This is a genomic window from Thermus albus (genome assembly GCF_022760855.1).
Classification (GTDB): domain Bacteria; phylum Deinococcota; class Deinococci; order Deinococcales; family Thermaceae; genus Thermus; species Thermus albus.
The window spans coordinates 72,054-96,517 of the sequence record NZ_JAKTNR010000001.1 but is presented as its reverse complement, the minus strand read 5'-3'; the positions used below and the strand labels follow the sequence as shown (position 1 = coordinate 96,517).

Annotated in this window: 28 protein-coding genes and 1 riboswitch; of the genes, 15 read left to right on the top strand and 13 right to left on the bottom strand. The window is 64.2% G+C overall.

Features of this window, described 5'->3' with window-relative positions; genetic code table 11:
• Nucleotides 1-35: 35 nt before the first annotated feature.
• The 7 genes from deoC to L0D18_RS00470 are packed head-to-tail and all read left to right on the top strand — an operon-like array spanning nt 36 to nt 5,906.
• Nucleotides 36-695, top strand: a complete 660-nt coding sequence (gene deoC, locus L0D18_RS00500; RefSeq protein WP_243026711.1) for a deoxyribose-phosphate aldolase — start codon at nt 36-38, stop codon at nt 693-695.
• Nucleotides 685-1,836: a phospholipase D-like domain-containing protein gene (locus L0D18_RS00495; protein WP_243026710.1), complete on the top strand. Its 1,152-nt coding sequence runs from the start codon at nt 685-687 to the stop codon at nt 1,834-1,836. Before deoC ends, L0D18_RS00495 begins: the two co-directional genes overlap by 11 nt.
• A complete protein-coding gene (locus L0D18_RS00490) occupies nt 1,812-2,387 on the top strand; it encodes a Maf family protein (RefSeq protein WP_243026709.1) in 576 nt (191 codons plus the stop codon). The genes L0D18_RS00495 and L0D18_RS00490 overlap by 25 nt, the downstream gene beginning before the upstream one ends.
• Nucleotides 2,384-3,172, top strand: a complete 789-nt coding sequence (mreC, locus tag L0D18_RS00485; protein WP_243026708.1) for a rod shape-determining protein MreC — start codon at nt 2,384-2,386, stop codon at nt 3,170-3,172. Before L0D18_RS00490 ends, mreC begins: the two co-directional genes overlap by 4 nt.
• The gene (gene mreD / locus L0D18_RS00480) at nt 3,169-3,627 is read left to right on the top strand and encodes a rod shape-determining protein MreD (RefSeq protein WP_243026707.1); all 459 of its coding nucleotides are present in this window, start codon (nt 3,169-3,171) and stop codon (nt 3,625-3,627) included. The genes mreC and mreD overlap by 4 nt, the downstream gene beginning before the upstream one ends.
• Nucleotides 3,624-5,369 carry a penicillin-binding transpeptidase domain-containing protein gene (locus L0D18_RS00475; RefSeq protein ID WP_243026706.1) on the top strand — a complete coding sequence of 582 codons (1,746 nt, stop codon included), beginning with the start codon at nt 3,624-3,626 and terminating at the stop codon, nt 5,367-5,369. Before mreD ends, L0D18_RS00475 begins: the two co-directional genes overlap by 4 nt.
• A 9-nt stretch (nt 5,370-5,378) precedes the next feature.
• On the top strand, nt 5,379-5,906 hold the full coding sequence (locus L0D18_RS00470; protein ID WP_243026705.1) for a septum site-determining protein MinC: 528 nt from the start codon (nt 5,379-5,381) through the stop codon (nt 5,904-5,906).
• On the opposite strand, the gene L0D18_RS00465 is transcribed toward L0D18_RS00470, so the two are convergent.
• The 7 genes from L0D18_RS00465 to argF form a co-directional block, all read right to left on the bottom strand.
• A complete protein-coding gene (locus L0D18_RS00465) occupies nt 5,893-6,330 on the bottom strand; it encodes a DUF420 domain-containing protein (protein WP_243026704.1) in 438 nt (145 codons plus the stop codon). The two genes, L0D18_RS00470 and L0D18_RS00465, sit on opposite strands and share 14 nt — an antisense overlap.
• On the bottom strand, nt 6,327-6,605 hold the full coding sequence (locus tag L0D18_RS00460; protein WP_243026703.1) for a hypothetical protein: 279 nt from the start codon (nt 6,603-6,605) through the stop codon (nt 6,327-6,329). Before L0D18_RS00460 ends, L0D18_RS00465 begins: the two co-directional genes overlap by 4 nt.
• 28 nt (nt 6,606-6,633) lie before the next feature.
• Nucleotides 6,634-7,206, bottom strand: coding sequence for a hypothetical protein (locus L0D18_RS00455; protein ID WP_243026702.1), 573 nt, complete (start codon nt 7,204-7,206; stop codon nt 6,634-6,636).
• A gap of 28 nt (nt 7,207-7,234) precedes the next feature.
• On the bottom strand, nt 7,235-7,714 hold the full coding sequence (locus tag L0D18_RS00450) for a hypothetical protein (protein ID WP_243026701.1): 480 nt from the start codon (nt 7,712-7,714) through the stop codon (nt 7,235-7,237).
• Nucleotides 7,715-7,717: 3 nt separating this feature from the next.
• Complete coding sequence (argJ, locus tag L0D18_RS00445) at nt 7,718-8,863, bottom strand: bifunctional glutamate N-acetyltransferase/amino-acid acetyltransferase ArgJ (RefSeq protein WP_243026700.1); 1,146 nt, start codon at nt 8,861-8,863, stop codon at nt 7,718-7,720.
• Nucleotides 8,854-9,894 carry an N-acetyl-gamma-glutamyl-phosphate reductase gene (argC, locus tag L0D18_RS00440; protein ID WP_243027025.1) on the bottom strand — a complete coding sequence of 347 codons (1,041 nt, stop codon included), beginning with the start codon at nt 9,892-9,894 and terminating at the stop codon, nt 8,854-8,856. Before argC ends, argJ begins: the two co-directional genes overlap by 10 nt.
• Before the next feature lie 126 nt (nt 9,895-10,020).
• Nucleotides 10,021-10,926, bottom strand: a complete 906-nt coding sequence (gene argF / locus L0D18_RS00435; protein WP_243027024.1) for an ornithine carbamoyltransferase — start codon at nt 10,924-10,926, stop codon at nt 10,021-10,023.
• Between the two features lie 91 nt (nt 10,927-11,017).
• A riboswitch (molybdenum cofactor riboswitch) is annotated at nt 11,018-11,141 on the top strand.
• On the opposite strand from argF, the gene modA reads away from it, so the two are divergent.
• The 3 genes from modA to L0D18_RS00420 all read left to right on the top strand — a co-directional run bounded on the left by modA (nt 11,132) and on the right by L0D18_RS00420 (nt 13,718).
• A complete protein-coding gene (gene modA / locus L0D18_RS00430; RefSeq protein WP_243026699.1) occupies nt 11,132-12,046 on the top strand; it encodes a molybdate ABC transporter substrate-binding protein in 915 nt (304 codons plus the stop codon). It overlaps the preceding riboswitch by 10 nt.
• 8 nt (nt 12,047-12,054) lie before the next feature.
• Nucleotides 12,055-12,729, top strand: a complete 675-nt coding sequence (gene modB, locus L0D18_RS00425; protein ID WP_243026698.1) for a molybdate ABC transporter permease subunit — start codon at nt 12,055-12,057, stop codon at nt 12,727-12,729.
• Nucleotides 12,708-13,718, top strand: a complete 1,011-nt coding sequence (locus L0D18_RS00420; protein WP_243026697.1) for an ABC transporter ATP-binding protein — start codon at nt 12,708-12,710, stop codon at nt 13,716-13,718. The genes modB and L0D18_RS00420 overlap by 22 nt, the downstream gene beginning before the upstream one ends.
• 460 nt (nt 13,719-14,178) lie before the next feature.
• On the opposite strand, the gene L0D18_RS00415 is transcribed toward L0D18_RS00420, so the two are convergent.
• Nucleotides 14,179-14,514, bottom strand: coding sequence for a hypothetical protein (locus L0D18_RS00415; protein ID WP_243026696.1), 336 nt, complete (start codon nt 14,512-14,514; stop codon nt 14,179-14,181).
• A gap of 39 nt (nt 14,515-14,553) precedes the next feature.
• On the opposite strand from L0D18_RS00415, the gene hisS reads away from it, so the two are divergent.
• Genes hisS through L0D18_RS00395 form a run of 4 tightly spaced genes read left to right on the top strand, consistent with a single transcriptional unit; the run spans nt 14,554 to nt 19,293 of the window.
• A complete protein-coding gene (gene hisS / locus L0D18_RS00410) occupies nt 14,554-15,810 on the top strand; it encodes a histidine--tRNA ligase (RefSeq protein ID WP_243026695.1) in 1,257 nt (418 codons plus the stop codon).
• A 24-nt stretch (nt 15,811-15,834) separates the two neighbouring features.
• Entirely contained in the window at nt 15,835-17,580 is a 1,746-nt protein-coding gene (gene aspS / locus L0D18_RS00405) for an aspartate--tRNA ligase (protein WP_243026694.1), read from the top strand.
• On the top strand, nt 17,573-18,466 hold the full coding sequence (locus L0D18_RS00400; RefSeq protein ID WP_243026693.1) for a PhzF family phenazine biosynthesis protein: 894 nt from the start codon (nt 17,573-17,575) through the stop codon (nt 18,464-18,466). Before aspS ends, L0D18_RS00400 begins: the two co-directional genes overlap by 8 nt.
• Entirely contained in the window at nt 18,466-19,293 is an 828-nt protein-coding gene (locus L0D18_RS00395; RefSeq protein WP_243026692.1) for an HAD family hydrolase, read from the top strand. Before L0D18_RS00400 ends, L0D18_RS00395 begins: the two co-directional genes overlap by 1 nt.
• Here the strand turns inward: L0D18_RS00395 and L0D18_RS00390 are convergent.
• The 4 genes from L0D18_RS00390 to L0D18_RS00375 all read right to left on the bottom strand — a co-directional run bounded on the left by L0D18_RS00390 (nt 19,290) and on the right by L0D18_RS00375 (nt 22,483).
• Entirely contained in the window at nt 19,290-19,652 is a 363-nt protein-coding gene (locus L0D18_RS00390) for a hypothetical protein (protein ID WP_243026691.1), read from the bottom strand. The two genes, L0D18_RS00395 and L0D18_RS00390, sit on opposite strands and share 4 nt — an antisense overlap.
• A gap of 245 nt (nt 19,653-19,897) precedes the next feature.
• Complete coding sequence (locus L0D18_RS00385; RefSeq protein ID WP_243026690.1) at nt 19,898-21,142, bottom strand: sensor histidine kinase; 1,245 nt, start codon at nt 21,140-21,142, stop codon at nt 19,898-19,900.
• Nucleotides 21,120-21,782: a response regulator transcription factor gene (locus L0D18_RS00380; protein WP_243026689.1), complete on the bottom strand. Its 663-nt coding sequence runs from the start codon at nt 21,780-21,782 to the stop codon at nt 21,120-21,122. Before L0D18_RS00380 ends, L0D18_RS00385 begins: the two co-directional genes overlap by 23 nt.
• A 59-nt stretch (nt 21,783-21,841) precedes the next feature.
• Nucleotides 21,842-22,483: a hypothetical protein gene (locus L0D18_RS00375; RefSeq protein ID WP_243026688.1), complete on the bottom strand. Its 642-nt coding sequence runs from the start codon at nt 22,481-22,483 to the stop codon at nt 21,842-21,844.
• An 82-nt stretch (nt 22,484-22,565) separates the two neighbouring features.
• On the opposite strand from L0D18_RS00375, the gene asnS reads away from it, so the two are divergent.
• Nucleotides 22,566-23,882 (top strand): asparagine--tRNA ligase, encoded by a 1,317-nt coding sequence (gene asnS / locus L0D18_RS00370; RefSeq protein WP_243026687.1) that lies wholly within the window; start codon nt 22,566-22,568, stop codon nt 23,880-23,882.
• Here the strand turns inward: asnS and pdxT are convergent.
• Nucleotides 23,879-24,457 (bottom strand): pyridoxal 5'-phosphate synthase glutaminase subunit PdxT, encoded by a 579-nt coding sequence (gene pdxT, locus L0D18_RS00365; RefSeq protein WP_243026686.1) that lies wholly within the window; start codon nt 24,455-24,457, stop codon nt 23,879-23,881. The two genes, asnS and pdxT, sit on opposite strands and share 4 nt — an antisense overlap.
• Between the last annotated feature and the right edge of the window lie 7 nt (nt 24,458-24,464).

The following is a 24,464-nucleotide window of genomic DNA, read 5'->3' as shown; positions in this document are numbered from 1 at the left end:
CATCCTATCACACCCTTTGCGTATGATGGCAGGGTATGGACCTGGCCGCCCACATTGACCACACCCTTCTGAAGCCCACCGCCACCCCCGAAGAGATCCTAAAGGTGGCGGAAGAAGCCCTGGAATACGGGTTTTTCGGCCTCTGTATCCCCCCGTCCTACGTCCCCTTGGTGCGGGAGCGTTACCCCCATGCCCCCTTTCGCTTGGTAACCGTGGTGGGCTTCCCCTTGGGCTACCAAACCAAGGAGGTCAAGGCCCTCGAGGCGGCCATAGCCTTCGCCCAGGGAGCCCAAGAGGTGGACATGGTGATCCACCTAGGCCGGGCCCTGGCCCAGGACTACGCCTATGTAGAGGAAGAAGTCCGCGCCGTCCGCCAAGCGGTGCCGGGTGCCGTCCTTAAGGTGATTCTGGAAACAGGCCACTTCACCCCCAAGGCTTTAGAAGCCCTAGCCGAGGCCGCCATCCGGGGTGGGGCCGACTTCCTGAAGACCTCCACCGGCTTTGGGCCCCGGGGAGCCAGCCTCGAGGATGTGGAACTCCTGGTAGGAATAGCCCAGGGCCGGGCCCAGGTGAAGGCGGCAGGCGGCATCCGTGACCCGAAGATGGCCCTCAGGCTTCTGGAAGCGGGGGCCACCCGGCTCGGCACCTCCAGCGGGGTAGCCCTGGTGAAAGGGAAAAGTGGGGATGGGTACTAAAAGGCGGCGGCGAAAATCCACCCTGGCCGGGCTTCCGGGGTACGTGCTCCTCCTGGTCATTCTCCTCCTTTGGCTTTTCCAGGAGCTCCGCCCAGGCCCGGTTTCCTCCCCCGCCCAGGCGGAACGGGGGGGGGTTGAGGTCTATTTCATGCCCCAGGAGGGGGAGGCCGCCAAGGCCCGCCTCATAGCCCTCATAACCGGGGCCAAGGAAAGCCTGGAGGGCGCCTTTTACGAGTTTCGCGACCTGGAGATCGCCAGGGCCCTCCTGCGGGCCAAGGAGCGAGGGGTAAGGATCAGGGTGTACGGGGAAAGCGATTACCGAAGCGATTTTCGCCGCTACCTGGTGGGAGCCGCCTTGGGCCAACAGGGGGAAACTCCCAGGGTGCCCCAGGAGGCCCTGGGGCAACGGGTTAAGCCCCTATCCTTGGATTGCGAAGAGATCGCAGGCATTCCCGTCTGCTTTGACGAACGGGAGGGCTTCATGCACCATAAGTTCCTGGTGGTGGACGGCAAGGCGGTCTGGACTGGGAGCACCAACATGACCTGGAACGCCTTCGCCCGCAACAACGAGAATGGCCTTCTCCTTCCGTCCCCCACCCTGGCCCAGGGATACGCCAAGGAGTTCCAAGCCCTTTTTGGCGGCAACAAGGAGGGCTTGGGAGAGCCCGTGGCCTTCGCCCTTACGGACGAAAACCTCTCCCTGGAGGGCACCGCCTATTTCAGCCCAAGAGGGGGTCCATTGGCGCGGGGAGCCCTCCTGGAAAGGCTAAAAGCGGCCAGGGAAGAGATTCTGGTGGCGGCCTTTGTCCTCACGGACCAGGAGGTGGTGAGGGCCTTGGTCCAGGCCCAGAGGAGAGGGGTGGGGGTGCAGGTCCTCCTGGAAACCCGCAACCTCCGGGATAGCCGGGAAGACGACCTCCTCCGGGCCGGGGTAGCGGTGCGCAAGGATGGCAACCCTTACACCCTGCACCACAAGGTAATGGTGATAGACGGCACCTGGGTGGTCACGGGAAGCTACAACTTCACCGCCAGGGCCTGGCAGGTAAACAACGAAAATCTCCTCATCCTGAAAAGCCCCTCCCTGGCCGAGCGATACCGGCAGGAGTTCTTGAGGCTATGGCAGGAAGGAACGCCCCTTTAGTGCTCACCCTAGCCTCGGGTAGTCCGAGGCGTAGGGCCCTCCTCGAGGCCCTGGGCTTCCCTTTAAGGGTGGTCCCCCCTGGGGTGGAAGAGGAAGGGGAAAGCCTTCCCCTAGACCCCAAGGAGCTGGCCCTGGCCCTGGCCCGGCGCAAGGGGGAAGAGGTGCCAGGGGAGTGGGTACTGGCTGCGGATACCGTGGTGGACCTGGACGGCCGGGTGCTCGGCAAACCCAAGGATCGGGCGGAAAACCACCTCTTCCTCCGCCTCCTTTCCGGCAGAACCCACCGGGTCCACACCGCCATCTACCTGCGTACCCCAGGCGACCTGGTGGCGGAGGTGCACACCACCCAGGTTCGCTTCCGCAGGCTTTCCGAAGAGGAGATCGCCTGGTACGTGCAGAGCGGCGAGGGCCTGGACAAGGCGGGGGGCTACGGAGCCCAGGGCTTGGGAATGGCCCTTTTGGAGGGGATCGAGGGGGATTTCTACACGGTGGTGGGCCTGCCTGTGGCCCGGGTTTTTGCTCTTCTTTGGGAGAGGGGGTTTAGGCCGTGAGGGAAGTGGCCCTGCGCCGGGGGCTTTTCCTCCTCCTCTTGGCCTTGGGCCTGGCCATGGCAGCCTTAACGCGCCCCCTTGCTCCCCGCCTGGCCCTAACCCTTTCCCCCCTCACCGCCCCCCTTCCCGCCTTGGGCCACCGCCTAGGGCAGAACCTGCGGGCCGCTCTGACCGCCCTCCTTAACCGCCAAGACCTCTTTGCGGAAAATCGAGCCCTAAAGGCACGGCTGTCCCAACTGGAAAGCGAGAATCGGAGGCTTCGCCTCGAGGTGGCGCGCCTTTCCCGGGCCCTCAAGGTCCAGGCCACCCAGGCCCCCGGGGTGGTGGCGGTGGCCCCAGTGGTGGGGGAGGACCTCTCCGGCCTCTACCGCCGCCTCGTCCTGGGCCTAGGGGAGCGAGACGGACTTCGGGTGGGCATGCCCGTCACCGCCCCTGAGGGGCTTGTGGGCCTGGTGGTGGAAGTTAGCGAAAACCGAGCCCTGGTGCGCACCCTCTTGGATCCGGAAAGTCAGGTGGGGGTAAGGCCGGAGAAGGCTCCAGGCCGGGGGGTGGCCCGGGGAGTCCCTCCAGACCATCTGCTGGCGGAGTTTCCCCCCACGGTGAAGGTGGCCCCTGGGGACTTGCTCCTCACGGGGGCTCCCTTGGGGCTCTTCCCCGACGGCATACCTGTGGGGCGCGTGGAACGTGTGGAGCGCGTCCAGGGTGGCTTGAAGCTTCGGGTCTGGGCCAAACCCCTGGTGGAACTCTCCCTCCTAGAGGAGGTCATAGTACTGAGGCCCTTATGATGGGGATCCTACTCCTGATCACCCTTTTTTTGGCCGGACTCGCGGGAGCCCTTTGGCCCCAAGGGCTGATGGCTCCGGACCTCTTCCTGGTCCTGGCGCTGGCTTACTCCCGTCTTCTCCCCTACTACCTGGGCCTTCCCTGGGCCTTTTTCCTGGGGCTTGTGCAAGACCTCCTGGGATATGGGCTTTTGGGTCTCCATGCGGTAGGGCTTTTAAGCGCCAGCTACGCCTATTATGCCGCGCGCCGCCGCCTGGCTCCGGGGGAGGCTCCTGGGATCCTCTTCTCCTTCATCTGGGCCTTTTTTGCCAAGTGGGCGGGCTACTTCCTGGTGGCCTATTGGCTGCGCCTGGAGCTTCCTCCTTTTTGGCCCCTAGACCTTCTCCTCGAGGGCCTCCTCACCCTTCCCTTGGCCCTCCTGGCGTGGCGCCTCCTGCCGCCTCCCCGACGACCATGACCAGCCGGCTTTATGCCCTCATGTTCTTCCTTCTCCTGGCCTTCGGCCTCCTGGCCTTAAGGGCCTGGCACCTGCAAGTTCTGCAGCATGAGAAGTACGCCCTGCGGAGCCAAGGCAACTACCTGAAGACCGAGGGCATCCCCGCCCCGCGGGGCCGCATCCTGGACCGCAAGGGCCGGGTGATCGCCCAGGACCGGCTGGTGGTGGACCTGGTTTACGAAGGGGGGGAGGTGGCCTTTGCGGAGAGGCTTCTACCCCTTTTAGGCCTGCGGGAGCTTCCCAAGGTAGAGGGTCCCAAGGTCCTGAAAGCAGGGGTGCCCGAATACCTGCTTCCCACCCTGGCAGAGATCACCGCCGGACAGAAAAACCTCAAGCTGGTGGAGCGGATTGAGCGCCACTACCCCAACCCTATCTCGGGGCCCGTCCTCGGGTATGTGCTTCAGGCCAACGCCGAGCAGGTGAAACGGGGATACAGCCCCGACGAGCAGGTGGGCCAAGCGGGCCTCGAGGCGGCCCTCGAGCCTTACCTCAGGGGCAAGCGCGGCCTGAAGGCGGTGGAGGTCAACGTCCGGGGGGAACGCCTCAGGGAAAACATTCTGGAGGAGCCTAGCCCGGGGCAGGACGTGGTCCTGACCCTGGATCTGGACCTGCAAAGGGCTGCGGAAAAGGCCTTGGAAGAGGCCTTGACCGACATCAACGCCGGACGGAGAGCAAAGGGCCTTCCTCCCGCCACCCGGCCCAAGGGGGCCATCGTGGCCGTGAACCCCAAAACAGGGGAGGTCCTGGCCATGGCCAGCGCCCCCTCCTTTGACCCAAGCCTATTCGCCAAGCGGCCGGTGCCGCCCGAAGTGCGCACCCTCTTGACCGACAAGGACCTTCCCCTTCTTAACCGGGCCGTCCAGCCCTACACCCCGGGTTCCATCTTCAAGCTGGCCACCAGCTACGCCCTCTTGGAGGAGGGCTACGTGAGCCCCTCCACCCCGTACCGGTGTAGCCCCTATATCGTCTTTGGCGGCCAGGTGCGCCGCAACTGGGCCACGTGGGACATGGGGCCTATGACCGTGAAAGAGGCCATCGCCTGGAGCTGCAACACCTGGTACTACCAGGCGGTGGCCCAGGACCCCCTAGGGGTGGTGGACCGCCTGGCGGCCAGGGCCAGGCTCCTGGGCCTAGGGGAGGCCACAGGCCTGGAGGTAGCTGAACGGACCGGCCTTCTTCCCACCCGGGCCTGGAAGCGTGAGGCCCTGAAGGAACCCTGGTACCCCGGCGAAACCCTCTCCTTGGCCATTGGCCAGGGGCCCACCCTCACCACCCCAGCCCAGGTGGCCCGCATGCTGTCCACCATCGCCAACTCCGGGCTAAAGCCCAACCTCCATCTGGTCAAGCGCATCGGTCAGGCGGAGACTAGACCCAAGCTTGAGCCGGTACCTGGGCGTTTTTGGGGGATTCTCCAGGACGGATTGCGAAAAACGGTGGAGCAAGGTACGGCCCGCCATGTCCTTGGGAACTTCCCCGTGCCCACTGGTGGCAAAACGGGTACCGCGGAAACCCCAGGCAAGCGGGCAGGCCTGGAACACGCCTGGTATATGGGCTATGGCCCCACCGACCCCACCTCCCCTTATCCCCCACTGGTGGTGGTGGCCTTCTTTGAGAACGGGGGCGAGGGAAGCCGGGTGGCCCTTCCCGCCGTGCGCAAGGTGATGGCCGCTTACTGGCGGGTAGAGGAAGCCCAGGCCAGGTAGAATAACCCCATGCGGCTCCGCGCCACCCCCAAGGCCCTAGCCCTACGCTTGGATGGGGGAGAAACCCCGGAAGAAATCCGAAACCTCAAGCTACTGGAAGACCTTCCCCTCGAGGTGGAGGTGGCCGGGCCTGTGCCTGGGGACGTGCTCCAAGCCTTACTGGAGTTGGGCCGGCCCCTCACCCTAGTCCCTCCCCGAAACCGCCCCCCCGCCGGTACCCTGGTCCTCAGCAAAACCCTTCGCTCCGGAGAACGGGTGGAACACCCCGGCACCGTGGTGGTCCTGGGGGATGTGAACCCAGGAGCCGAGGTGGTGGCGGGGGGGGACGTGATCGTGGTGGGCAAACTGCGGGGTCTGGCCCATGCAGGGGCAGGGGGCGACGCGGAGCGCTTCATCTTTGCCCTGGAACTGGCCGCCAAGCAGGTGCGCATCGGCCCCCACCTGGCCCAAGCCCCGGAGGGCCTTGACACACGGGGCCCCGAGATCGCCCGGGTCCAGGAAGGAACCATCGTGGTGGAGCCGGCTAGAAAGCGATAGTTCCTGTTTCTACCCCGTACCGCTTCAGCACGAGGTAAATGACCCAACCCGATGCGGCTACGTACAGCCAGATGGGCACCAGCACCTTGGCCCAACGCTTGTGCAGAACGAACTCCCCTCTAAAAGCCCGCCAGATCACATAAAGGGCCAAGGGTCCGTTGAGGGCAGCCAGGAGGGTGTGGGTGATGAGGAGAAAGTAGTAAGCACCCCGCCAGGCCTCAGGCCCCCCGTAGGCGGTGGTGCCGTGAAGGGCCCACTTGGCCAGGTAAAAGACCAGGAAAAGAAGGGCCAGGAAGGTGCCCGTAAGCATGGCCCGGTGATGCCAAACCCTCTTCCCCCTTTTGATCAGGGCAACCCCCGCCAGTAGCGCCAACCCCGAGAGGACAATACTCCAAACCGCCAGCAAGCCCAACAGCTCTTTCACGCCCTTTCCTCCCCTAGACGCTCGCCCAGAAGCCGCACGGGCTCCAGCTGCGAGGTGCGCGCATAGCTGTAACCTCTCAAATAATCCTCTTCTTGACCCAAAAGCTGGTAAAGCCTAAGGTAGGCCACCGCCAGAAGCCCATCCCGTTCCCGCCCAGGGGGAAGCCGGTGGAGAAGCCTGGCGATCTCGCGAAACCTGGGAACCTGGCTGGCCTCGAGGGGAGTACCCCTCAAGGCCCGGGCCAGGTCCGCCAAGGTGTCGCCGCTCCGCCCCATAACCCCAAGGAGTGTACCATACCTACCCCTATGGAATGCGCCGGCCCGTACGGTTGCCAGCAGCATCCACCGCCACCAAGAAGGCCCCAGCGGGTACCTCCGCAGAAAAGGCCACCGTGGCCTCCTTGGGAAGGGAAAGGGGACTGTAGCGACCGCCCACCTGAACCACCACCCGGTCCACCTGGACGTTGTCCTCCACCCGTCCGTACACCCGGTACAAGCCGCCTTCCCTCTCCACCCTTTCCACCACGATGCGGGGAGGCGCGGCATCCAACACTAAGGGGACCCGCTTCGCCCCGCGGTTACCTTGGGTATCTTCCGCCTCCAAGAGAAGCTCTACCTTTCCGGAGGCCGGGGCCTGGAGGCGGAAACGGAAATAGACTAGGCGCTTTCCCTTTTCCTCAGAGGAAAGGACCTCCTGCCCGTTCACCCGAACGCTCATCACCCCTGAGGGGTCAAAAGCGTAGCCTTGAGCCCTAATCTCCTTTCCCGGGGCCACCGCCCCACCCAAGGGCTCCACCAACCCCACTTCTGGGGGAACGGTATCGGGCCTAGCGCAAGAGGCTAGGAAGAGGAAAAGAAGGGGGAGAAGCATCCGCATCTCCCCTATCGTAAAGCGCAAAGGCGCTTTAACGCAGGATCACACCCACACGCCCAGCAAAATACGGACCAAAAGCCGCCCCGGGAAGGAGCACATTGGCGCCCAGTTGACCCTCAAAGTAGGGATTAATAGTTGGATCAGGAAGCTGAACCTCCACCCCTACCAAGCCGTGAGGGTAAATGCCAAAGACAGCCCCACCCAGGTAAGCGCTCGCCCCCAAACCGAGCCCATAGTACCAACTCATCGCAAGGCCCGGGGAGCTAGGTAATGGAGTCTTGGCCAAGATGAAAGCAGCATCCCCCGCAACACCAAAGAAACCAAACCCCGCCCCTAAGCGGAGACTAGCGCTCTGGTATTGGAGGCCGAGATACGTAGGATAGCCGGAGTAAAAACCAATACCTGGAGTCTGGGCAAAGCCAAAAGACAAGGCAATAATCCCCAAAAAGCCCCAAAAAACCTTCTTCATTACTACCACCTCCACCTTTAAGATTAGCAAAATAATTTTCAACCGTCAAGTAGTATATAAAGCGTTTATTTTAACATACCCCTCCGTCAGGTCGCACCCCCAGGCCATGCCCTCCCCGTAACCCTCCCCCAGGTCCACCCAGACCTCCACCTCCTCCGCCCGCATGGCCCGGCTTGCAGCCTGACGGTCAAAGGGCAGGGTCCCACCCCCATAGAGGGGAATCCCCTGCACCCGAATCTGCACCCTCGAGGGGTCAAACCGCGCTCCCGAGTTGCCCAAAGCCGCCAGGATGCGGCCCCAGTTGGGGTCGTTACCGTAAAGGGCTGCCTTCCAAAGAGCACTGCCCGCCACCGCCCGGGCCGCCCGCCTGGCCTCCTCCTCCGTGGCCGCCCCCACCACCCGCACGGTCATGAGCTTGGTGGCCCCCTCCCCATCCCGGGCAATCTTCCTGGCCAGCTCCCGGGCCACTCCTTCCAAGGCGGGGGCGAAGGCCTCGAGGGACACCCCACCATAAGCCCCGTTCGCCATCACCAGGGCGAGATCGTTGGTAGAGGTATCCCCGTCCACGGTAACCTGGTTGAAGGTGCGGTCCACAATGCCCCGCCAGATTTCCCTTAAGGCCTCCTGGGGCAAGGCAGCATCCGTCACCAGGAAGGCCAGCATGGTGGCCATGTTGGGGTGGATCATCCCGCTCCCTTTGGCGATACCCACCACCCTGGCGCCTTCCACCTCAGCCTCGGCCACCTTGGCCACCAGGTCGGTGGTGAGGATGGCCTCGGCAAAGGCATCGGCGTAGGGGGTGAGCTCAATCTGGGGTAGACCCGCCTCCACCTTCTCCACGGGAAGGGGAACGCCGATGACCCCAGTGGAAGCCGTCAAGACCTCCTCCACGGAAAGCCCCAAGCGCAGGGCCGCGGCCTCGGCCATGCGCTGGTCGTCCCCAAAACCACGCTCCCCGGTGGCGCAGTTGGCGTTGCCCGCGTTAACCACCACTGCCCGTAAGGGGCCCCCTTGGGCATGAAGGGCCCTGCCCCGATGTATGGAAGGGGCAGCGGCCCGATTCTGCGTGGCCACATAGGCCCAGGAAGCGGGAAGGCCGGACACCAAAAGGGCCAGATCGGGTTTTCCCGAAGGCTTGATGCCCGCCCGGGTGGCCCCTGCGCGGAACCCCAAAGGCAGTCTCACGGCCATATCCCCTCCTTGGGAAGCGCGGTCTCTTCAGGAAAACCCAGCATGAGGTTCAGGTTCTGCACCGCTTGGCCCGCCATACCCTTGACCAGGTTATCCAGGGCGGCAAAGACCAAAATGCGCCCTGTGCGGGCTTCAAAAAGGGGTTTCACATCCACACGGTTGGAGGCATAGGTGCCCTTGGTTTCGGGCAAAGCCTCCCGCAAAACCCGCACAAAAGGCTCCTGGGCGTAGAAATCCTGGTAAAGGTCATCCAAGGTCTTCTGGCTCCAACCCCCCTCCGCCTCCACCTCCGCGGTCACCAGGATGCCCCGGGTCATGGGCACCAGGTGGGGAACAAAGGATAAGCGCACCTCCCCTTTGGGTCCGTGGGTTTTAACCGGGCGCCCCTGGGCCAGAAGGCGGCCCAGGTTCTGCTCCATCTCGGGGATGTGACGGTGGACACCCCCCACCTTATAGGGCTTTAGGTTCTCGTTCACCTCAGCAAAAAACGTTCCTTCCCCTTCCCTACCCGCTCCGGAAACCCCGCTTAGGCCCACGAGAAAGGCTTTCCGTAAAACGCCCTCTTTAGCCAAAGGGGCAAGGGCTAAAGTGGCCGAAGTCACGTAGCAGCCGGGGTTGGCCACCAACCTAGCCCCTCTAAGCTCTTCCCGGTGGAGCTCAGGAAGCCCATAAACTGCTTCCCGGTACAGCCCTGGGCTTTTATGGGGGATTCCGTACCAGGCCTCGTAGACCGCAGGAGGAAGCCGGAAGTCCCCGGAAAGGTCAATCACCCGCTTGCCGGCCTCCAGGGCCCGGGGGGCAATCTCCATGGCTAGGCCATTGGGCAGGGCCAGGAAGACCACCTCCGCCCGTTCCAGCACCTCCTCCTGGGGGGCAAAGGGCCTATCGTCCCATAGCTGGGGCCAGGCGGCGGAAAGGGGCCTTCCCTCCCGCCTCCGGCTTGTGAACCCCACGAGCTCCACCCCTGGATGGGCCTTGAGTAGGCGAAGGAGCTCCCCGCCCCCATACCCCGAGGCTCCCAGGATGCCCACCCTTACCAAAGCGCCCTCCAAGGGATGCCCGCCCCAAGGACCAAAGGCCAAAGCCGAGCCCAATCCCCAAAGGCCAGGGGAAGCTTCAAAAACTTCTCCAACAAGCGGTAAGGCTGCACCATACCCCTAGCTTAACAGGCGGAGGAGGACCGCCTTGGCGGTGTGAAGGCGGTTTTCCGCCTGGTCAAAAACCCGGCTCCGGGGCCCGTGCACCGCCTCCTCCGTGGTCTCCTCCCCGTAATGGGCGGGAAGGCAGTGGAGGAAGATGCCTTCAGGACGGAGGAGCTTCAAGAGCTCCCCGTTGACCTGGAACCCGTTAAAGTCCAAAAGCCGTTTCGCCCGCTCCGCCTCCTGGCCCATGCTGGTCCAGACATCGGTGTAAAGGGCATGGGCACCCGAGGCCGCCTCCCTAGGGTCATGGGTAAACAGGGCCCCTGCCCTTCGCAAAAGATCGGGATCCGGTTCGTAGCCTTTGGGCGTGGCCACCCGCATGCGCAAGCCCACCAGGGGGGCCACCTCCAAAAGAGAGTTCAAGACGTTATTCCCATCCCCCACCCAGGCCACCTCGAGGCCCTCCCAACCCCCAAAGGCCTCCTTTAGGGTGAGGAGGTCCGCCAGGGCCTGTAAGGGATGGACCCGGTCAGAAAGGGCGTTGATCACCGGGATACGGGCGTGGCGGGCCAGTTCCTCCACGGTCTCATGCCGGTAAACCCGGGCCGCAATCCCCTCCACGAAGCGCTCCAAGTTCTTAGCGATGTCCCTTACCGGTTCCCTTTCCCCAATGCCCACCTGCTTCTGGTCCAGGTAGACCGCGTGTCCTCCCAGGTGCAGCATGGCCACCTCGAGGGTGGTTCGGGTACGCAAGGAAGGCTTCTCAAAGAGCAAGGCCAGCACCTTGCCCTTGAGGTTCTCTCCCCGGTAGCGCTCCCGCTTAAGGGTTTCCGCCAAGGTCAAAAGGTCCTCCACTTCCCTTCTGCCGTAGGCCTTGAAGTCCAAAAAGTCCTTGGGCCGGGTGAGGGGATCTCCCGCCATGAGGGTTTTAGGATAGCGCATGAGTGTAAACTTATGCAAGTCCAGGGGAGCCCCGCGGGCCCAGTTGACAGCTCCCCCCTCCCCCCGATAGGATGGCTCCAGCCTCCGAGCCCGGCCAGACCCCTAGGGCCTGCCGGGCCGGGCCAATGGCCCCGGGGTAACGGGGGCAACCCTGTTGCCTGCCGCGGTCGCAAAGGAGGTAACCATGGGTAGACTTACGGTTATCCGGTTTTTGGTGGGTTTGACGGTGGGTATAGGCCTCCTCGGTTTGGGGCCGGTGTGGGCGCAAAGCAAGCAGGTCAGGGTGGTGGCCGCAGCCGACCTGCAGTTTGCCCTCCAGGATATAGCCAAGGCCTTTGAGGCCAAAAACCCCGGGGTAAAGATCAACCTCATCTTCGGCTCCTCGGGAAAGTTCTACACCCAGCTCACCCAGGGCCTCGAGGCCGACCTCTTCTTTTCCGCGGAAAAGGTCTATCCCGAGCTTCTAGAAAAGCAAGGCCTGGCCGAACCGGGAACCCGCAAGCCTTACGCCATCGGGCGTATGGTGATCTGGCTGGACCGTAACCTGAAACTGGAACCGAGCCCCGAGGCCCTCAAGGACCCCCGCATCACCCGGCTGGCCATCGCCAACCCCGTGCATGCCCCCTACGGCCGGGCCGCCATCACCCTGCTGGAGCACTATGGCCTCATCAAGAGGAAGGCCATCACCCTCCCGGAGACCAACAAGCCCTTTTCCCAACTTTCCTGGGACGAGATCCCGTGGGAAACCCTTACCGGCGGGGTGGAGGCCTACTGGGACGCAAGCCCCCTGCGCCAGGGCAAACCTAGCTTTGAGTTCGTCTACGGCGAGAACATCTCCCATACCGCGCAGCTGGCCCTAACCTCCACCCGGGCCGGCATCCTGGCCCTGTCCCTGGCGGTAAACGAAAGCCTCTCCCGCCCCGGGGTCTACTGGCTCTCCCCCTTTGAGAGCCACTTGAGGTTGGAGCAAGCCTACGTCATCCTAAAAGGGAAAGGCCGCCCCGAGGTGTTGGCCTTCTACCGCTTCGTGGGCAGCGAGGAGGCCCGTGCCATCTTCAGGCACTACGGCTTCTTGCTACCGGGGGAAAAGTCTGAATGATGAGCGGCGTGGACCCCTTGTTTTGGATCTCCCTCCGCCTCTCCTTGGAAGTGGCCCTGGCGACTTCCCTCATCCTCCTTCCCATAGGCATTCCCCTGGCCTGGGCCTTGGCCTTTTACCGCCTCCCCATGAAGACTTTTCTGGAGGCCGTCTTCCTCCTCCCCTTGGTTCTGCCTCCCACGGTGCTGGGATTTTACATCCTCGTCTTTTTGGGACCCGAGGGGCCCTGGCATAGGCTTACGGGCTTTACCTGGGCCTTCCACTTTGAGGGCCTGGTCTTCGCCAGCGTCCTCTTCAGCCTGCCCTTCGCCCTCACCGCCTACCGGGAAGCCTTCTTGTCCTTGGACCGGAACCTCTTGGAGGTGGCCCGGACCCTGGGGGCCCCCAGGGCCAAGATCTGGGTTAGGGTAATCCTCCCCTTGGTCTGGCCCGGGGTGCTCTCCGGTTCCCTCCTGGCCTTTGCCCATACCCTGGGGGAGTTCGGGGTGGTCCTCATGGTGGGAGGATCCATCCCCGGCAAAACCCAGATGGTGAGCATCTACCTCTATGACCTGGTCCAGGCCCTGCGCTTTAGGGATGCCGCCACCACTTCCCTAACCTTGCTCCTTCTAAGCCTGGCCATCCTAACTGTGGCCAGATGGCTGGAGGCGAAAGGGAGGACATGGAGGTCCACTACACCATAAAAAAGCCCATTCCCCTCGAGGCCCACTTCCAGATCCGCGGGTTCACCGTACTTTTGGGGGAAAGCGGCACCGGCAAAACCACCCTGCTCAAGGCCCTGGCTGGCCTGGTACCCGCAAAAGGCACCCCCTTTGCGGGCCTGCCTCCAGAAAGGCGTCCCGTGGGCTACCTTCCCCAAGAGCTGGCCCTTTTCCCCCACATGACCGCCTGGGAAAACGTGGCCTTCCCCCTTAAGGGGGAAAACCGGAAAAAAATGGCCCTGGCCCTCTTGGAGCGGGTAGGCCTCCTGGACCACGCCCACAAGCGGCCCAACCAGCTTTCCGGAGGGCAAAAGCAGCGGGTGGCCCTGGCCCGGGCCCTGGCCCGAAACCCAGAACTCCTTCTCCTGGACGAACCCACCAGCGCCCTGGACCTCCTCACCAAGGACCTGGTCATGGGAGAGCTAGTAGACCTTATCCGCAGGGAGGGGATTCCCACCCTGGCTGTAACCCACGATCCCGCCTTGGCCCGCATGGCCGACTGGCTTTTAGTGATGGGACGGGGAAGGATCCTCCAAGAAGGCCCCCCCGAGGAAGTCCTGGCCTCCCCCAAGGAGGTGGAGGTGGCCCGGCTATTAGGCTACGAGAACCTCTTCCCCGTGCGCATTGGGGAAGAAGGGGTCTGGCTCGGCCAGGTCCACCTCCACCTACCCCTTCCCCCCTGGGCCCGCCCAGGGCAAGAGGCCTGGCTGGGGGTGCGGGCGGAGGAGGTGATCGTGGTGCGGGAAGACCGCCCCCCTCCGTCCCACAACGTGCTGGAAGGCATCCTAGAGAGCCTGCACCCCGAAGGCCTGGCGTACCGGGGGCGCTTCCTGGGACCCGTGGCCCTGAGCCTCCTCCTGCCCCGGCACGTGCAGGAAAGGCTTCGCCTGCACCCCGGCCAGCGGCTTCGCGTGGCCCTCAAACCCCGCTACCTGCACCTGATGCCGGGCAAGGCGGAGCAGGTCCCCTAAGGGGAGGCCAAACTTGTTCCTGAGGCCCCTCAGGAAAAAGCGCGCCCGATGGTAAGGCCAACCCAGGTGCCCGGCCAAAGGTTTCCCTTTCGCCTCCACCCCCTTTCCCAGGGCCAAGAGGACTTCCCTTTCCCCCGGGAGAAGCCTCAAGCCCGCCCTGCCCCTTAACCCCTGGACCAGGGATTGGGGATCGTCCCGATGGGTCAAAAAGGCAAAGTTCAGGGGATCGTAGGCCCTAAGCCCCCAAGGGGTGGACCACACCACCACCTCCCCCTTCTCCAACTGGTCTAAACCGGCTAGGGCCAGGCCCTGGCCTTGCCTCCAACCCACCTTCCAGCCTCCTTTACTCAAGGCCCTGTAAACCAAAGCGTAAAGGTACAAGCTATCCGTATACACCACCGCTTCCAAGGTCCACCCTCCTTTCGCCCAAAAGCCCTTTCGCCCCACGCTGGGGAAAACCCTAGTTCTGGGCAAAAGGGGGGGACCGGGGAGAAAAAGCCTTTCCCTTGGGTTCGGGGTAACCGGGCTCGGGAGCAACCCGAGCCCGCAATACCTGCACCAGGGTAGGGGGCGCCACCTCCCCTACAGGAGGCGAGCCCGGAGCCACCTGCAGGCCGCAAAAGAGGGAGTGATCCACCTCCCTCTCCCCACCCGGAGCCTGGCATAGGTCGGCCCTGAGCCCGGGGTTTTGCACCTGCATGAGGTACATCTGCAGGGCCACCCCGGTGGAGGCGGTGAGGGTAAGGGAGAGGTAGAGAAAAACAGCCAGGGTCCGCCCCAAGCCCTTTGCGGCCATGGCCCCAATATACAAAAGGTTGCGGTAGAGTGTAAAGGTATGGCGGTTCGCGGCGCCAAGGACCTGTTCGGCAAGGAGCTTAGGCTACACCAGCACATCGTGGCCACCGCCCGCCGGGTGTTGGAGGCGGCGGGGGCCTTGGAGTTCATCACCCCCGTGTTTGAGGAAACCCAGGTCTTTGAAAAGGGGGTGGGGATCTCCACCGACATCGTCCGAAAGGAGATGTTCACCTTCCAGGACCGGGGCGGGCGCTCCCTGACCCTACGCCCTGAGGGCACCGCGGCCATGGTGCGGGCCTATCTGGAGCACGGGATGAAGGTCTGGCCCCAGCCGGTAAGGCTTTGGATGGCGGGGCCCATGTTCCGGGCGGAAAGACCCCAGAAAGGGCGCTACCGCCAGTTCCACCAGGTGAGCTACGAGGCTTTAGGTTCGGAAAGCCCCATCCTGGATGCGGAAGCCATCGTCCTCCTCTACGAGATCCTGAAGGAGCTCAGCCTAAGGCGCCTCAGCCTAAAGCTCTCCTCCGTGGGGGACCCGAAGGACCGGGCCCGCTACAACGCCTACCTGAGGGAGGTGCTCAGCCCTTACCAGGAAGAGCTTTCCCCCGACTCCCAAGAGCGCCTGGAGCTCAACCCCATGCGCATCCTAGACTCAAAAAGCGAGAAGGACCAGGCCCTTTTGCGGGAGCTTAAGGTAAAGCCCATGCTGGACTTCCTCGGGGAAGCCGCCCGGGAGCACCTAAAGGAGGTGGAGCGCCACCTGGAAAGGCTCTCCGTGCCCTACGAGCTGGACCCCACCCTGGTGCGGGGCCTGGACTACTACGTGCGCACCGCCTTTGAGGTGCACCACGCCGAGATTGGGGCCCAATCAGCCCTAGGGGGTGGGGGGCGTTACGACGGGCTTTCCGAGCTTCTGGGTGGCCCCAGGGTTCCCGGGGTAGGGTTCGCCTTCGGGGTGGAGCGGGTGGCCCTGGCCCTCGAGGCCGAGGGCCTGGGCGTTGCCGAGGAAAAGGGTCCCGATGTTTACCTTATCCCCCTCACGGAAGAGGCGGTATCCGAGGCCTTTTATCTGGCGGAGGCCTTGAGGCCCCGCATCCGGGCGGAGTACGCCCTTAGTCCCAAGAAGCCCGGCAAAGGCGTGGAGGAAGCCCTGAAGCGGAACGCGGCCTTCGTGGGCTTCTTGGGAGAGGATGAGCTAAAGACCGGTGAGGTCACCCTGAAGCGCCTGGCCACCGGGGAACAGGTGCGCCTTCCCCAAAGGGAGGCCCTGGGTTTCCTCCTTTCCGCCCTGGCCTGAGCATCCGTTAAGATTTGGGGGATTATGCGCCGCACCCACTTCGCCGGAAGCCTCAGGGAAGAGCACGTGGGGGAGGAGGTGGTCCTCGAGGGGTGGGTGAACCGCCGCCGGGACCTGGGGGGGCTCATCTTCCTGGACCTCCGCGACCGCGAAGGGCTGGTCCAACTGGTGGCCCACCCGGAAAGCCCCGCTTACCAGGAAGCAGAACGCGTCCGCTCGGAGTGGGTGGTCCGGGTGAAGGGCACCGTGCGCCTGCGCCCCGAGCCCAACCCTCGCCTGCCCACGGGGAAAGTGGAGGTGGAGCTTTCCTCCTTGGAGGTGCTTTCCGAAGCCAAAACTCCTCCCTTTCCCATAGATGCCGGCTGGCGCGGCGAGGAGGAAAAGGAGGTCTCGGAGGAACTCCGCCTAAAATACCGCTACCTGGACCTCCGCAGGAAGAGGATGCAGGAAAACCTGCGCCTACGCCACCGGGTCATCAAGGCCATCTGGGACTTCCTGGACCGGGAAGGCTTCATCCAGGTGGAAACCCCCTTCCTCACCAAGAGCACCCCGGAAGGGGCCCGGGATTTCCTGGTGCCCTATCGGCAGCAACCTGGCCTCTTCTATGCCCTACCCCAATCCCCGCAGCTTTTCAAGCAGATGCTGATGGTGGCGGGCTTTGACCGCTACTTCCAGATCGCCCGCTGCTTCCGGGACGAGGACCTCCGGGCCGACCGCCAACCCGATTTCACCCAGATGGACCTGGAGATGAGTTTTGTGGAGGTGGAGGATATCCTAACGCTTAACGAAAGGCTCATGGCCCACGTGTTCCGCGAAGCCTTGGGGGTGGAGCTTCCCCTTCCCTTTCCCCGCCTCGCCTACCAGGAGGCCCTGGAGCGCTTTGGCTCCGATAAGCCCGACACCCGCTTTGGCCTAGAGCTCCAGGAAGTGGGGCACCTCTTCCGGGAAAGCGCCTTTCAGGTTTTCCGGGAGGCGGAAAGGGTAAAGGCCCTGGCGGTGCCCAAGGCCCTCTCCCGAAAGGAGATCGCCGACCTGGAGGAGTTGGCCAAGCGCCACGGGGCCAAGGGACTGGCCTTTGCCAGGGTGGAGGAGGGGGGATTGGCAGGCGGGATCGCCAAGTTTTTGGAACCCGTACAGCACCATCTCCTGGAGACCACGAAAGCCGGCCCGGGGGAAACCCTCCTCTTCCTGGCGGGGCCCGCCAAGGTGGCAGCCAATGCCATGGGGCAGGTGCGGCTTAGGCTGGCGGAGCTCTTGAACCTCTCCCGGGAAGGCTTCCGCTTCCTCTGGGTGGTGGACTTCCCCCTCTTGGAGTGGGACGAGGAAGCGGGCCGCTACACCTACATGCACCATCCCTTCACCCACCCCCACCCCCAGGACCTCCCCCTCTTGGACACCGACCCCGGGAAGGTGCGGGCCCTGGCCTACGACCTGGTGCTGAACGGGGTGGAGGTGGGCGGCGGCTCCATCCGCATCCATGACCCCCAGCTGCAGGCCAAGATGTTCCGCATCCTGGGCATCGGAGAGGAGGAGCAGCAGGAAAAGTTTGGCTTCTTCCTCGAGGCCCTCCGCTACGGCGCCCCACCCCACGGGGGCATCGCCTGGGGCCTAGACCGCCTCCTTGCCCTCATGACCGCAAGCCCCTCCATCCGGGAGGTCATCGCCTTCCCCAAGAACAAGGAGGGGAAGGACCCCCTCACCGGGGCCCCAAGCCCTGTGTCCGAGGAGCAGCTTCGCGAACTGGGTCTTATGGTGATCGCCCATGGCTAGGATTCCCTACGTGATCGTGGACGCCTTCGCTTCCACCCCGGGAGCCGGGAACCGGGTGGCCCTCGTTTTGGATGCCAGGGGGATGGGCCTGGAGGAAATGCAAAGCCTTGCCCGGCGCCTGGGCGAGCCGGAAACCGCCTTTGTCACGGAAAAACAAGGCACCCTTTTTTCCGTGCGCTTCTTCACCCCTACAGGGGAGGTGGAGTTCTCCGGCCATGCCGCCTTGGCCCTGGGCCTGACCCTGGTGCGCCTGGGCCTGGCCCCGGAAGGCACCGAACGGCTCTACCTTCACACCCCCACGGAGGCCCTGCCGGTGGAGATCCTCTATGAGGCCGGGGAGCCCAAGAAAGCCTTGGTGCGGGGCCCTGCCCCCAGGTTCCGCGACCTCCCTCCCTACCAGGCCTTGAAGGAGGTCCTCGAGGCCCTGGGTTCCGACGAGCGCTACCTGCACCGGGGCCTGCCCTACGGCATCGCCTACACCGGGCTTTGGAGCCTCTTTGTCCCCCTGATCGCCCCCGGGGTAGTGGACGCCCTGGAGCCGGAGATGGCGGCCCTGACAACGGTTTCCCGGAAGCTAGAAGTGGCCACGGTGCACGCCTACGCTCCCATGGGGCCAAGGAGCTTCTACGCCCGGGACTTCGCCCCCCTCTTGGGCATCCCCGAGGACCCGGTAACGGGCTCCGCCAACGCCGCCTTGGGGGCCCTGTTGGCCCGGGCTGGGGTGGTGCCCCGGAGGGAGGGACGGGTGGTCCTCACCATCTACCAAGGCCACCGCCTGGGTAACCCCGGGGTGGTGGAGGTGGTGGTGGAGTATAGCCCCACCGGCCAGCCCTATGGGGTCCAGATCGGTGGGGAAGCGGTCCAGGTCTTTGCTGGGGAACTCTGATGGTGGGGTTGGTCTTCATAGATGTGGACGGCACCCTGGTGGGTAGGGACGGAGTCCCAGATTGCGTCTGGCCCGCGGCAGAAGCCCTTAGGAACCAGGGGGTACGGCTTAGCCTCATCACCGGCCGGCCGGGTCGGGGCCACGCCCTGGCTTACGCCCGCAGGCTGGACCCCACGGGCCTGCACGTGTTTGAGTCGGGGGCGGTGGTCCTGGCTTTTTCCCGGGATCCCCACTCCCCGCCCATCCAACCCCTCCTGGTGGAGGCCTTACCCCATGAGGCCACCCGGGAAGCGGTTCGGCTGGCCCGCAGGCTCGAGCTTCCCCTGGAAGGCTACACCGCCGATGGAGGATTCTTCGTGGAGGAAGCAAACCCCCTCCTAGAGGCCCACCAGGAACTCCTGGGCGTGGCCGCCGAAGAAGCGGACCTCCTCGCGCTTGCAAGCCCTCTGGTCCGCCTTCAGGTGCTGGGCGAAACCCAAGCCCCTTTGGGGCTTTTTCTGCAGGCCCTACCCCAGGAACTCCAGGCCCATGTGGCGGAAAGCCCCCGGATGCCTGGGGTGCGCTTCGTTTCCCTCACCAAACGGGGGGTGAGCAAGCTCACCGCCGCCCGCTTTGTGGCGGAAAGCTACGGCCTTACCCTGGCCCAGTCCGCCATGGTGGGGGATGGGGAAAATGACCTGGAGCTCATCCAAGGGGTGGGCCTGGGCATCGCCATGGGGAACGCCTCCCCCAGGGTCAAGGCCGCGGCCAAGCGGGTGGTGGCCCGGGTGGAGGATTGCGGCCTAGAGGAGGCCCTTTCCAGCCTTTTAACCAGGCAAACGCCTTAGGGGAACGGCCTGAACCGCATCCAGGTGACCCGGCCTTCCCGGTAAACCCCAATCCCCTCCACCCATCCTGGCGCCAGGCCGGGAGGAGGGGGCCGAAGCCCTGAGGGCAAGGCCAGGAAACGCTGCCCATCCCAGTACGCCACCAGCACCACACTGGCCCCCTCCGGGGCGGCCCTCAAGGCCAAGGTCCTCACGGTACCCCCATCCTCCACCGTCCAAAGCTCCAGCGCCCGATAGCTCCCCTGATCCACGGCCGCTCCCGGTCCCCGGTAATAAGCGAAGCGGGCCGGGGCCACGATCTTTAGTTGCTGTAGGCGAAACCCTTTGCCTTCCCAGCTTCCTTCCACCTCCACCGCCATCCCCGGAATCAAAAGCGCCATCCAAGGGGAAGAACCCAGGAGTGGCACCCCGCCCACCAGCAGGGTTTGGCCATCGCTCCAGGTGACCTGACCATAAAAGCGCTGCGGGGCCTGGTCGGAAGGGGAGGGGGTACCGGGTAGGGGAAGAGAAGGCGGGCGGGGGGGAAGCACAGGGGGAAGGGGCAGGGGAGGCAGCTCTAAAGCCAACCCCCACCCTAAGAACCAAAGCACCACCGCCCAACCCTTTACGGAGCGCCCTTGGGCAACCATATATCCACCTGCCAACCAGGCTGGGTGTTTCCCCACCGGACCCTGCCCCCCAGCCGCTCCACCGTCTGACGCACCAAGGCCAAGCCCAAACCCGAACCGGGGGAGGAAGGTTCCTTTTGAAAAGGGCTACCCAGCGCGGGTATCCGGGCCTCTGGCACCCCGGGGCCGTGGTCCCGCACGCTGAGGACCACCCACTCCCCCTCCTCCCATAACCCCACCTCCACCGGAGGGCAGCCGTGGCGAAACGCGTTTGCCAACAGGTTTGCCACCACCTGGCGCAGGAGTTCGGGAGGTCCCCAGACCTCTCCCTCCGTCTCCACCCGGAAGACCGGGCGCGGCCATTCCCGACCAAGCTCCTCCAGGAGGGTCCTCAGCCGAACGGGCTCCCGGGTCATCTCGCCCCGCGCCAACGCCAGCAGGTCCCGCAAAAGGCCCTCGAGGCGGGCAATCTGCGCCTTCAGACGGGGGAGAGCCCGCTCTTGGGACACCAGACCTTGCTCCAAAGCCTCCAGCTGGCTGCGCAGGGCCGCCACGGGCGTCCTCAGCTCGTGCGCCGCGTGGCGGGTAAACGCCCGCTCCCTTTCCAAAAAACCCCTCACCGCCTCCACCATGCGGTTAAAACTCCACGCCAAGGTGGCAAGCTCATCCTCCCCTGCAGGAATCGGCACGGGCTCTGGAAAGCGCTCCCGGGAAAGGGCCTCTGTGGCCCGGGCCAACTCTCCAAGGGGACGGAGCAGGCTCTTCAAGAGGGCAAAGGTAAGGCCTAAGGCCAAGGCTAAGGCTAAGGGAAAGGCCAAAATGCTCGCTCCTAGCGCGTACCCTAAGCTGGGAACAGGAAGGGCCACCTCCAAGGCGTACCCCTGCGGCAAGGCCCAGGCTCGGCTTATCCAACCGCTCTCCGTTCGGTATTCCCCCAAGGGGGAAGCAACCGGGAAGGGACCGCCATAGCTGAGGTATATCCGACCTTCCCTGGTAACCCGCGCCCTGCCCCCCGAAAAGGGCAGGAGAAGGTTATAACCCTCCGCTTTAAGGGTAGGTAAAGGCCCCGTAAAGTCTAAAGCCTGATAGAGGCTTTGGGCAAAGAGGAGGAGCTCCCTTTGGGCCACCGCTTCCGAGGTGCGCAGCAAAGCCCAATACCCCAGGCCCAGCTGGGCCAGAGCCGAAACCCCCACCGCCAACCCTACCCCCAGCAGCAACCTACTGCGAAAGCCCCAGACCATACCCTCCTGCCCCCGTACGCACCACTTTTGGAGAGAGCTTCCGCCGAAGGCGGTGAACGTAGATCCGGACCATTCTCACCGCGGTATCACGCCCCGGAAATAGACGGTCCGCCAACTCCTCGGGGGCAAAAAGACGATCGGGATTCAGGCATAGGGTCTCCAACAGGGCGAACTCCTTTACCGTAAGGCTAACCTCCCTCCCCTTCCAGTAGGCCTTCCGCGCCAGGAAATCCACCTTGAGATCCCCGCGCTGCCAACCCCCTCCTTTGTGCTGGGCCTCCCGGCGAAGAAGGGCCCGAACCCGAGCCAGAAGCTCCTCCAGGGCGAAGGGTTTGACCAGGTAATCATCCCCTCCCAGGTTCAACCCGGCCACCCGGTCCTCCAGGGAATCCCTGGCTGTCAGAAAGAGGATGGGACCGGAATACCCCCCCTCACGCACCTGTTGGGCAAACCGGAACCCCGCATCCTCCCCCTCGGGCAACATCACATCCAGGATCAACATGGCGGGTTCGGCCGCCAAAAACTCCTCCCAGGCAGCCTCCTGGTTGCCGGCCCACACCGCCTCATATCCATGCCGGGATAAAAAGAGGGTTACAGGCTCGGCAATGTCCAGCTCGTCCTCCACCACCAGGATGCGCACGCCTTTCCCATTCCAAAACCCGGCCCCCCTCGAGGTCAAGGGGGGCCGGGACAACCTGTTTACCTGCCCCCGCCAATGCCAATCCCGATCCTCAGATGCACCCCTCCCTGGCCGCGCCCCTCAGCCCCATTTGCTCCCTCTCCCTGGGAGACTCCTCCCACCTGAGCCTCGTGGGCCACCTCCAGCAAACCCCTTACCCGACCGTCGACGTTAACGCTGACGTCCACCATCGTGCTCCCTGCATGGTAAACCTGAAGGGTGCGCTCCCGCCCGTGGATGATGAGAGTCACCTCGGTTGCCCCCTCAGGGGATACCCGGGCGTTGGGGTTGACCTCCACCAAACCCACCACCCGGCCCTCCTTCCAAAAGACGGCCAAGTCCTTCTTTCCTTCCTGGGCCGCCTGGAGTTCGGCAGCCGCTTTGGCCAACGCCATCATCTGGCCGTTGAGCCAGACCTTGGTCTCCCCGAGGGTCTTGCCCATCCGGGCCACGGTAAAGGTGTACACCTTCCCCTCCAGGTGGAGCTTTACCTCTACCCCTCCTTGGGCCTGAAGCTGGAGGGAAGAAGCCTGCTCCAAGCTTCCCTCGGCTACCAACCGGCCATGCGCATAGACCTCAGCCCAGGCGCCCTGATCCTCCTTAGCGAGGCCCCAAAGACCAAAAGCCGCTGCCAAAAGCCCTAAGAGCCACCGTTTAATCATCTCCTTCACCTCCAAAGCCCAGTGTAGGTGCCCCAGGTAAACACGGGGTAAACGCCCCTAGGCCCCTTAGGATAGATAGGGTATGCGGGTCTTCATCCACGAGATCGCCAAGCACGAGGGCCAGGAGGTGGAGCTTAGGGGCTGGCTCTACCAAAAGCGCTCCAAGGGCAAGATCCACTTCCTCATCCTCCGGGACGGCACCGGCTTCCTCCAGGCCACCCTTTTCCGGGGGGAGGTGCCGGAGGAGGTCTTTGAGCAGGCGGACCACCTACCCCAGGAAACCGCCTTAAGGGTCTTCGGCCTGGTGCGACGGGACGAACGGGCTCCTGGAGGCTTTGAGCTTTCCGTGAGGAGCCTCGAGGTGGTAAGCCTGCCCCAGGGGGAGTACCCCATCGGCCCCAAGGAGCACGGGATTGACTTCCTCATGGACCACCGCCACCTTTGGCTCCGCCACCGCCGCCCCTTTGCGGTGATGCGCATCCGGGACGAGCTGGAAAGGGCCATCCATGACTTCTTCGCCGAGCGGGGTTTTCTGCGCTTTGACGCCCCCATCCTCACCCCCAGTGCGGTGGAGGGCACCACCGAGCTCTTTCAGGTGGACCTCTTTGACGGGGAAAAGGCCTACCTCTCCCAGTCCGGGCAGCTTTATGCCGAGGCCGGGGCTTTGGCCTACGGCAAGGTCTACACCTTTGGCCCCACCTTCCGCGCCGAAAGGAGCAAGACCCGCCGCCACCTCCTGGAGTTTTGGATGGTGGAACCCGAGGTGGCCTTCATGACCCACGAGGAGAACATGGCCTTGCAGGAGGAGCTGGTGAGCCATCTGGTGGGCCGGGTTTTAGAAAGGAGGGCCAAGGAGCTGGAGATGCTTGGGCGGGACCCCAAGGCCCTGGAGCCCGCCGCCGAGGGCCGCTACCCCCACCTCACCTACAAGGAAGCCGTGGCCTTGGTGAGCCGGCTGGCGGAAAAGGACCCCGAGGTACCCCCCCTCCCTTACGGGGAGGACTTCGGGGCCCCCCACGAGGCCGCCATCAGCCGCCAGTTTGACCGGCCCGTCTTCATAGAGCGCTACCCCGCCCGCATCAAGGCCTTCTACATGGAGCCCGACCCAGAGGACCCGGAGCTGGTCCTGAACGACGACCTTCTGGCCCCCGAGGGCTACGGGGAGATCATCGGGGGAAGCCAAAGGATCCACGACCTGGAGCTCTTAAAGGCAAAGATCCGCCAGTTTGGGCTACCCGAAGAAGTCTACGACTGGTACCTGGACCTAAGGCGCTTCGGCAGCGTACCCCACTCGGGTTTCGGGTTGGGCCTGGAGCGCACCGTGGCCTGGATCTCTGGCCTTAGCCACGTGCGGGAGGCCATACCCTTCCCAAGGATGTACACCCGGATGCGGCCCTAGACCACCCCCGAGATCTCCAGGAAGTAGCGGTGAAGCCTGGGGTCCAGCGTGAGCTCGGGATGGAAGGCGCTGGCAAGGATCTTCCCCTGGCGCACCAACACCGGAAGCCCCTTTAGTTCCGAAAGCACCTCCACCCCCTCCCCCAGGTGGCGGAAGGCGGGGGCCCGGATGAAGACCCCGTGAAAGGGCCCCAAGCCCCAAACCTCCAGGTCCTCCTCAAAGCTCTCCACCTGGCGGCCGAAGGCGTTCCGCTCCACGGCCACATCCAGCACGCCTAACCGGGGTTGCTCCGGATAACCCAAAATCTCCCGGGAAAGCCATATGGCCCCAGCACAGGTGCCGAAGACGGCAAGGGAGTCCTCCTCTACCCGCCTTCGCACCTCCTCCTCAATCCCGTACTCCCGGGCCAGCTTGCCGATGGTGGTGGACTCGCCGCCGGGCACGATGAGGGCCTTAACCCCCTCCAGGTGCTCCCTCTTGCGCACCTCCTTGGCCGCGATCCCAAGCCGCTTCAATGCCTCCTTGTGCTCGCGGAAATCCCCCTGTAGGGCCAAAACGCCAACCACGCCCCTCATCCTGGAC

Excerpts from the sequence above, each read along its gene's own strand:
- L0D18_RS00415 (WP_243026696.1), bottom strand. The coding sequence starts at position 14,514 with ATGGCCGCAAAGGGCTTGGGGCGGACCCTGGCTGTTTTTCTCTACCTC.
- asnS (WP_243026687.1), top strand. The coding sequence starts at position 22,566 with ATGCGGGTCTTCATCCACGAGATCGCCAAGCACGAGGGCCAGGAGGTG.
- L0D18_RS00495 (WP_243026710.1), top strand. The coding sequence starts at position 685 with ATGGGTACTAAAAGGCGGCGGCGAAAATCCACCCTGGCCGGGCTTCCG.
- L0D18_RS00475 (WP_243026706.1), top strand. The coding sequence starts at position 3,624 with ATGACCAGCCGGCTTTATGCCCTCATGTTCTTCCTTCTCCTGGCCTTC.
- L0D18_RS00375 (WP_243026688.1), bottom strand. The coding sequence starts at position 22,483 with ATGATTAAACGGTGGCTCTTAGGGCTTTTGGCAGCGGCTTTTGGTCTT.
- L0D18_RS00420 (WP_243026697.1), top strand. The coding sequence starts at position 12,708 with ATGGAGGTCCACTACACCATAAAAAAGCCCATTCCCCTCGAGGCCCAC.
- modA (WP_243026699.1), top strand. The coding sequence starts at position 11,132 with ATGGGTAGACTTACGGTTATCCGGTTTTTGGTGGGTTTGACGGTGGGT.
- argJ (WP_243026700.1), bottom strand. The coding sequence starts at position 8,863 with ATGGCCGTGAGACTGCCTTTGGGGTTCCGCGCAGGGGCCACCCGGGCG.
- L0D18_RS00460 (WP_243026703.1), bottom strand. The coding sequence starts at position 6,605 with ATGGGGCGGAGCGGCGACACCTTGGCGGACCTGGCCCGGGCCTTGAGG.
- hisS (WP_243026695.1), top strand. The coding sequence starts at position 14,554 with ATGGCGGTTCGCGGCGCCAAGGACCTGTTCGGCAAGGAGCTTAGGCTA.
- L0D18_RS00455 (WP_243026702.1), bottom strand. The coding sequence starts at position 7,206 with ATGCGGATGCTTCTCCCCCTTCTTTTCCTCTTCCTAGCCTCTTGCGCT.
- L0D18_RS00490 (WP_243026709.1), top strand. The coding sequence starts at position 1,812 with ATGGCAGGAAGGAACGCCCCTTTAGTGCTCACCCTAGCCTCGGGTAGT.
- L0D18_RS00470 (WP_243026705.1), top strand. The coding sequence starts at position 5,379 with ATGCGGCTCCGCGCCACCCCCAAGGCCCTAGCCCTACGCTTGGATGGG.
- L0D18_RS00385 (WP_243026690.1), bottom strand. The coding sequence starts at position 21,142 with ATGGTCTGGGGCTTTCGCAGTAGGTTGCTGCTGGGGGTAGGGTTGGCG.
- L0D18_RS00395 (WP_243026692.1), top strand. The coding sequence starts at position 18,466 with ATGGTGGGGTTGGTCTTCATAGATGTGGACGGCACCCTGGTGGGTAGG.
- L0D18_RS00400 (WP_243026693.1), top strand. The coding sequence starts at position 17,573 with ATGGCTAGGATTCCCTACGTGATCGTGGACGCCTTCGCTTCCACCCCG.
- deoC (WP_243026711.1), top strand. The coding sequence starts at position 36 with ATGGACCTGGCCGCCCACATTGACCACACCCTTCTGAAGCCCACCGCC.
- L0D18_RS00390 (WP_243026691.1), bottom strand. The coding sequence starts at position 19,652 with ATGGCGGTGGAGGTGGAAGGAAGCTGGGAAGGCAAAGGGTTTCGCCTA.
- pdxT (WP_243026686.1), bottom strand. The coding sequence starts at position 24,457 with ATGAGGGGCGTGGTTGGCGTTTTGGCCCTACAGGGGGATTTCCGCGAG.
- argF (WP_243027024.1), bottom strand. The coding sequence starts at position 10,926 with ATGGCGGGAGATCCCCTCACCCGGCCCAAGGACTTTTTGGACTTCAAG.
- aspS (WP_243026694.1), top strand. The coding sequence starts at position 15,835 with ATGCGCCGCACCCACTTCGCCGGAAGCCTCAGGGAAGAGCACGTGGGG.
- mreD (WP_243026707.1), top strand. The coding sequence starts at position 3,169 with ATGATGGGGATCCTACTCCTGATCACCCTTTTTTTGGCCGGACTCGCG.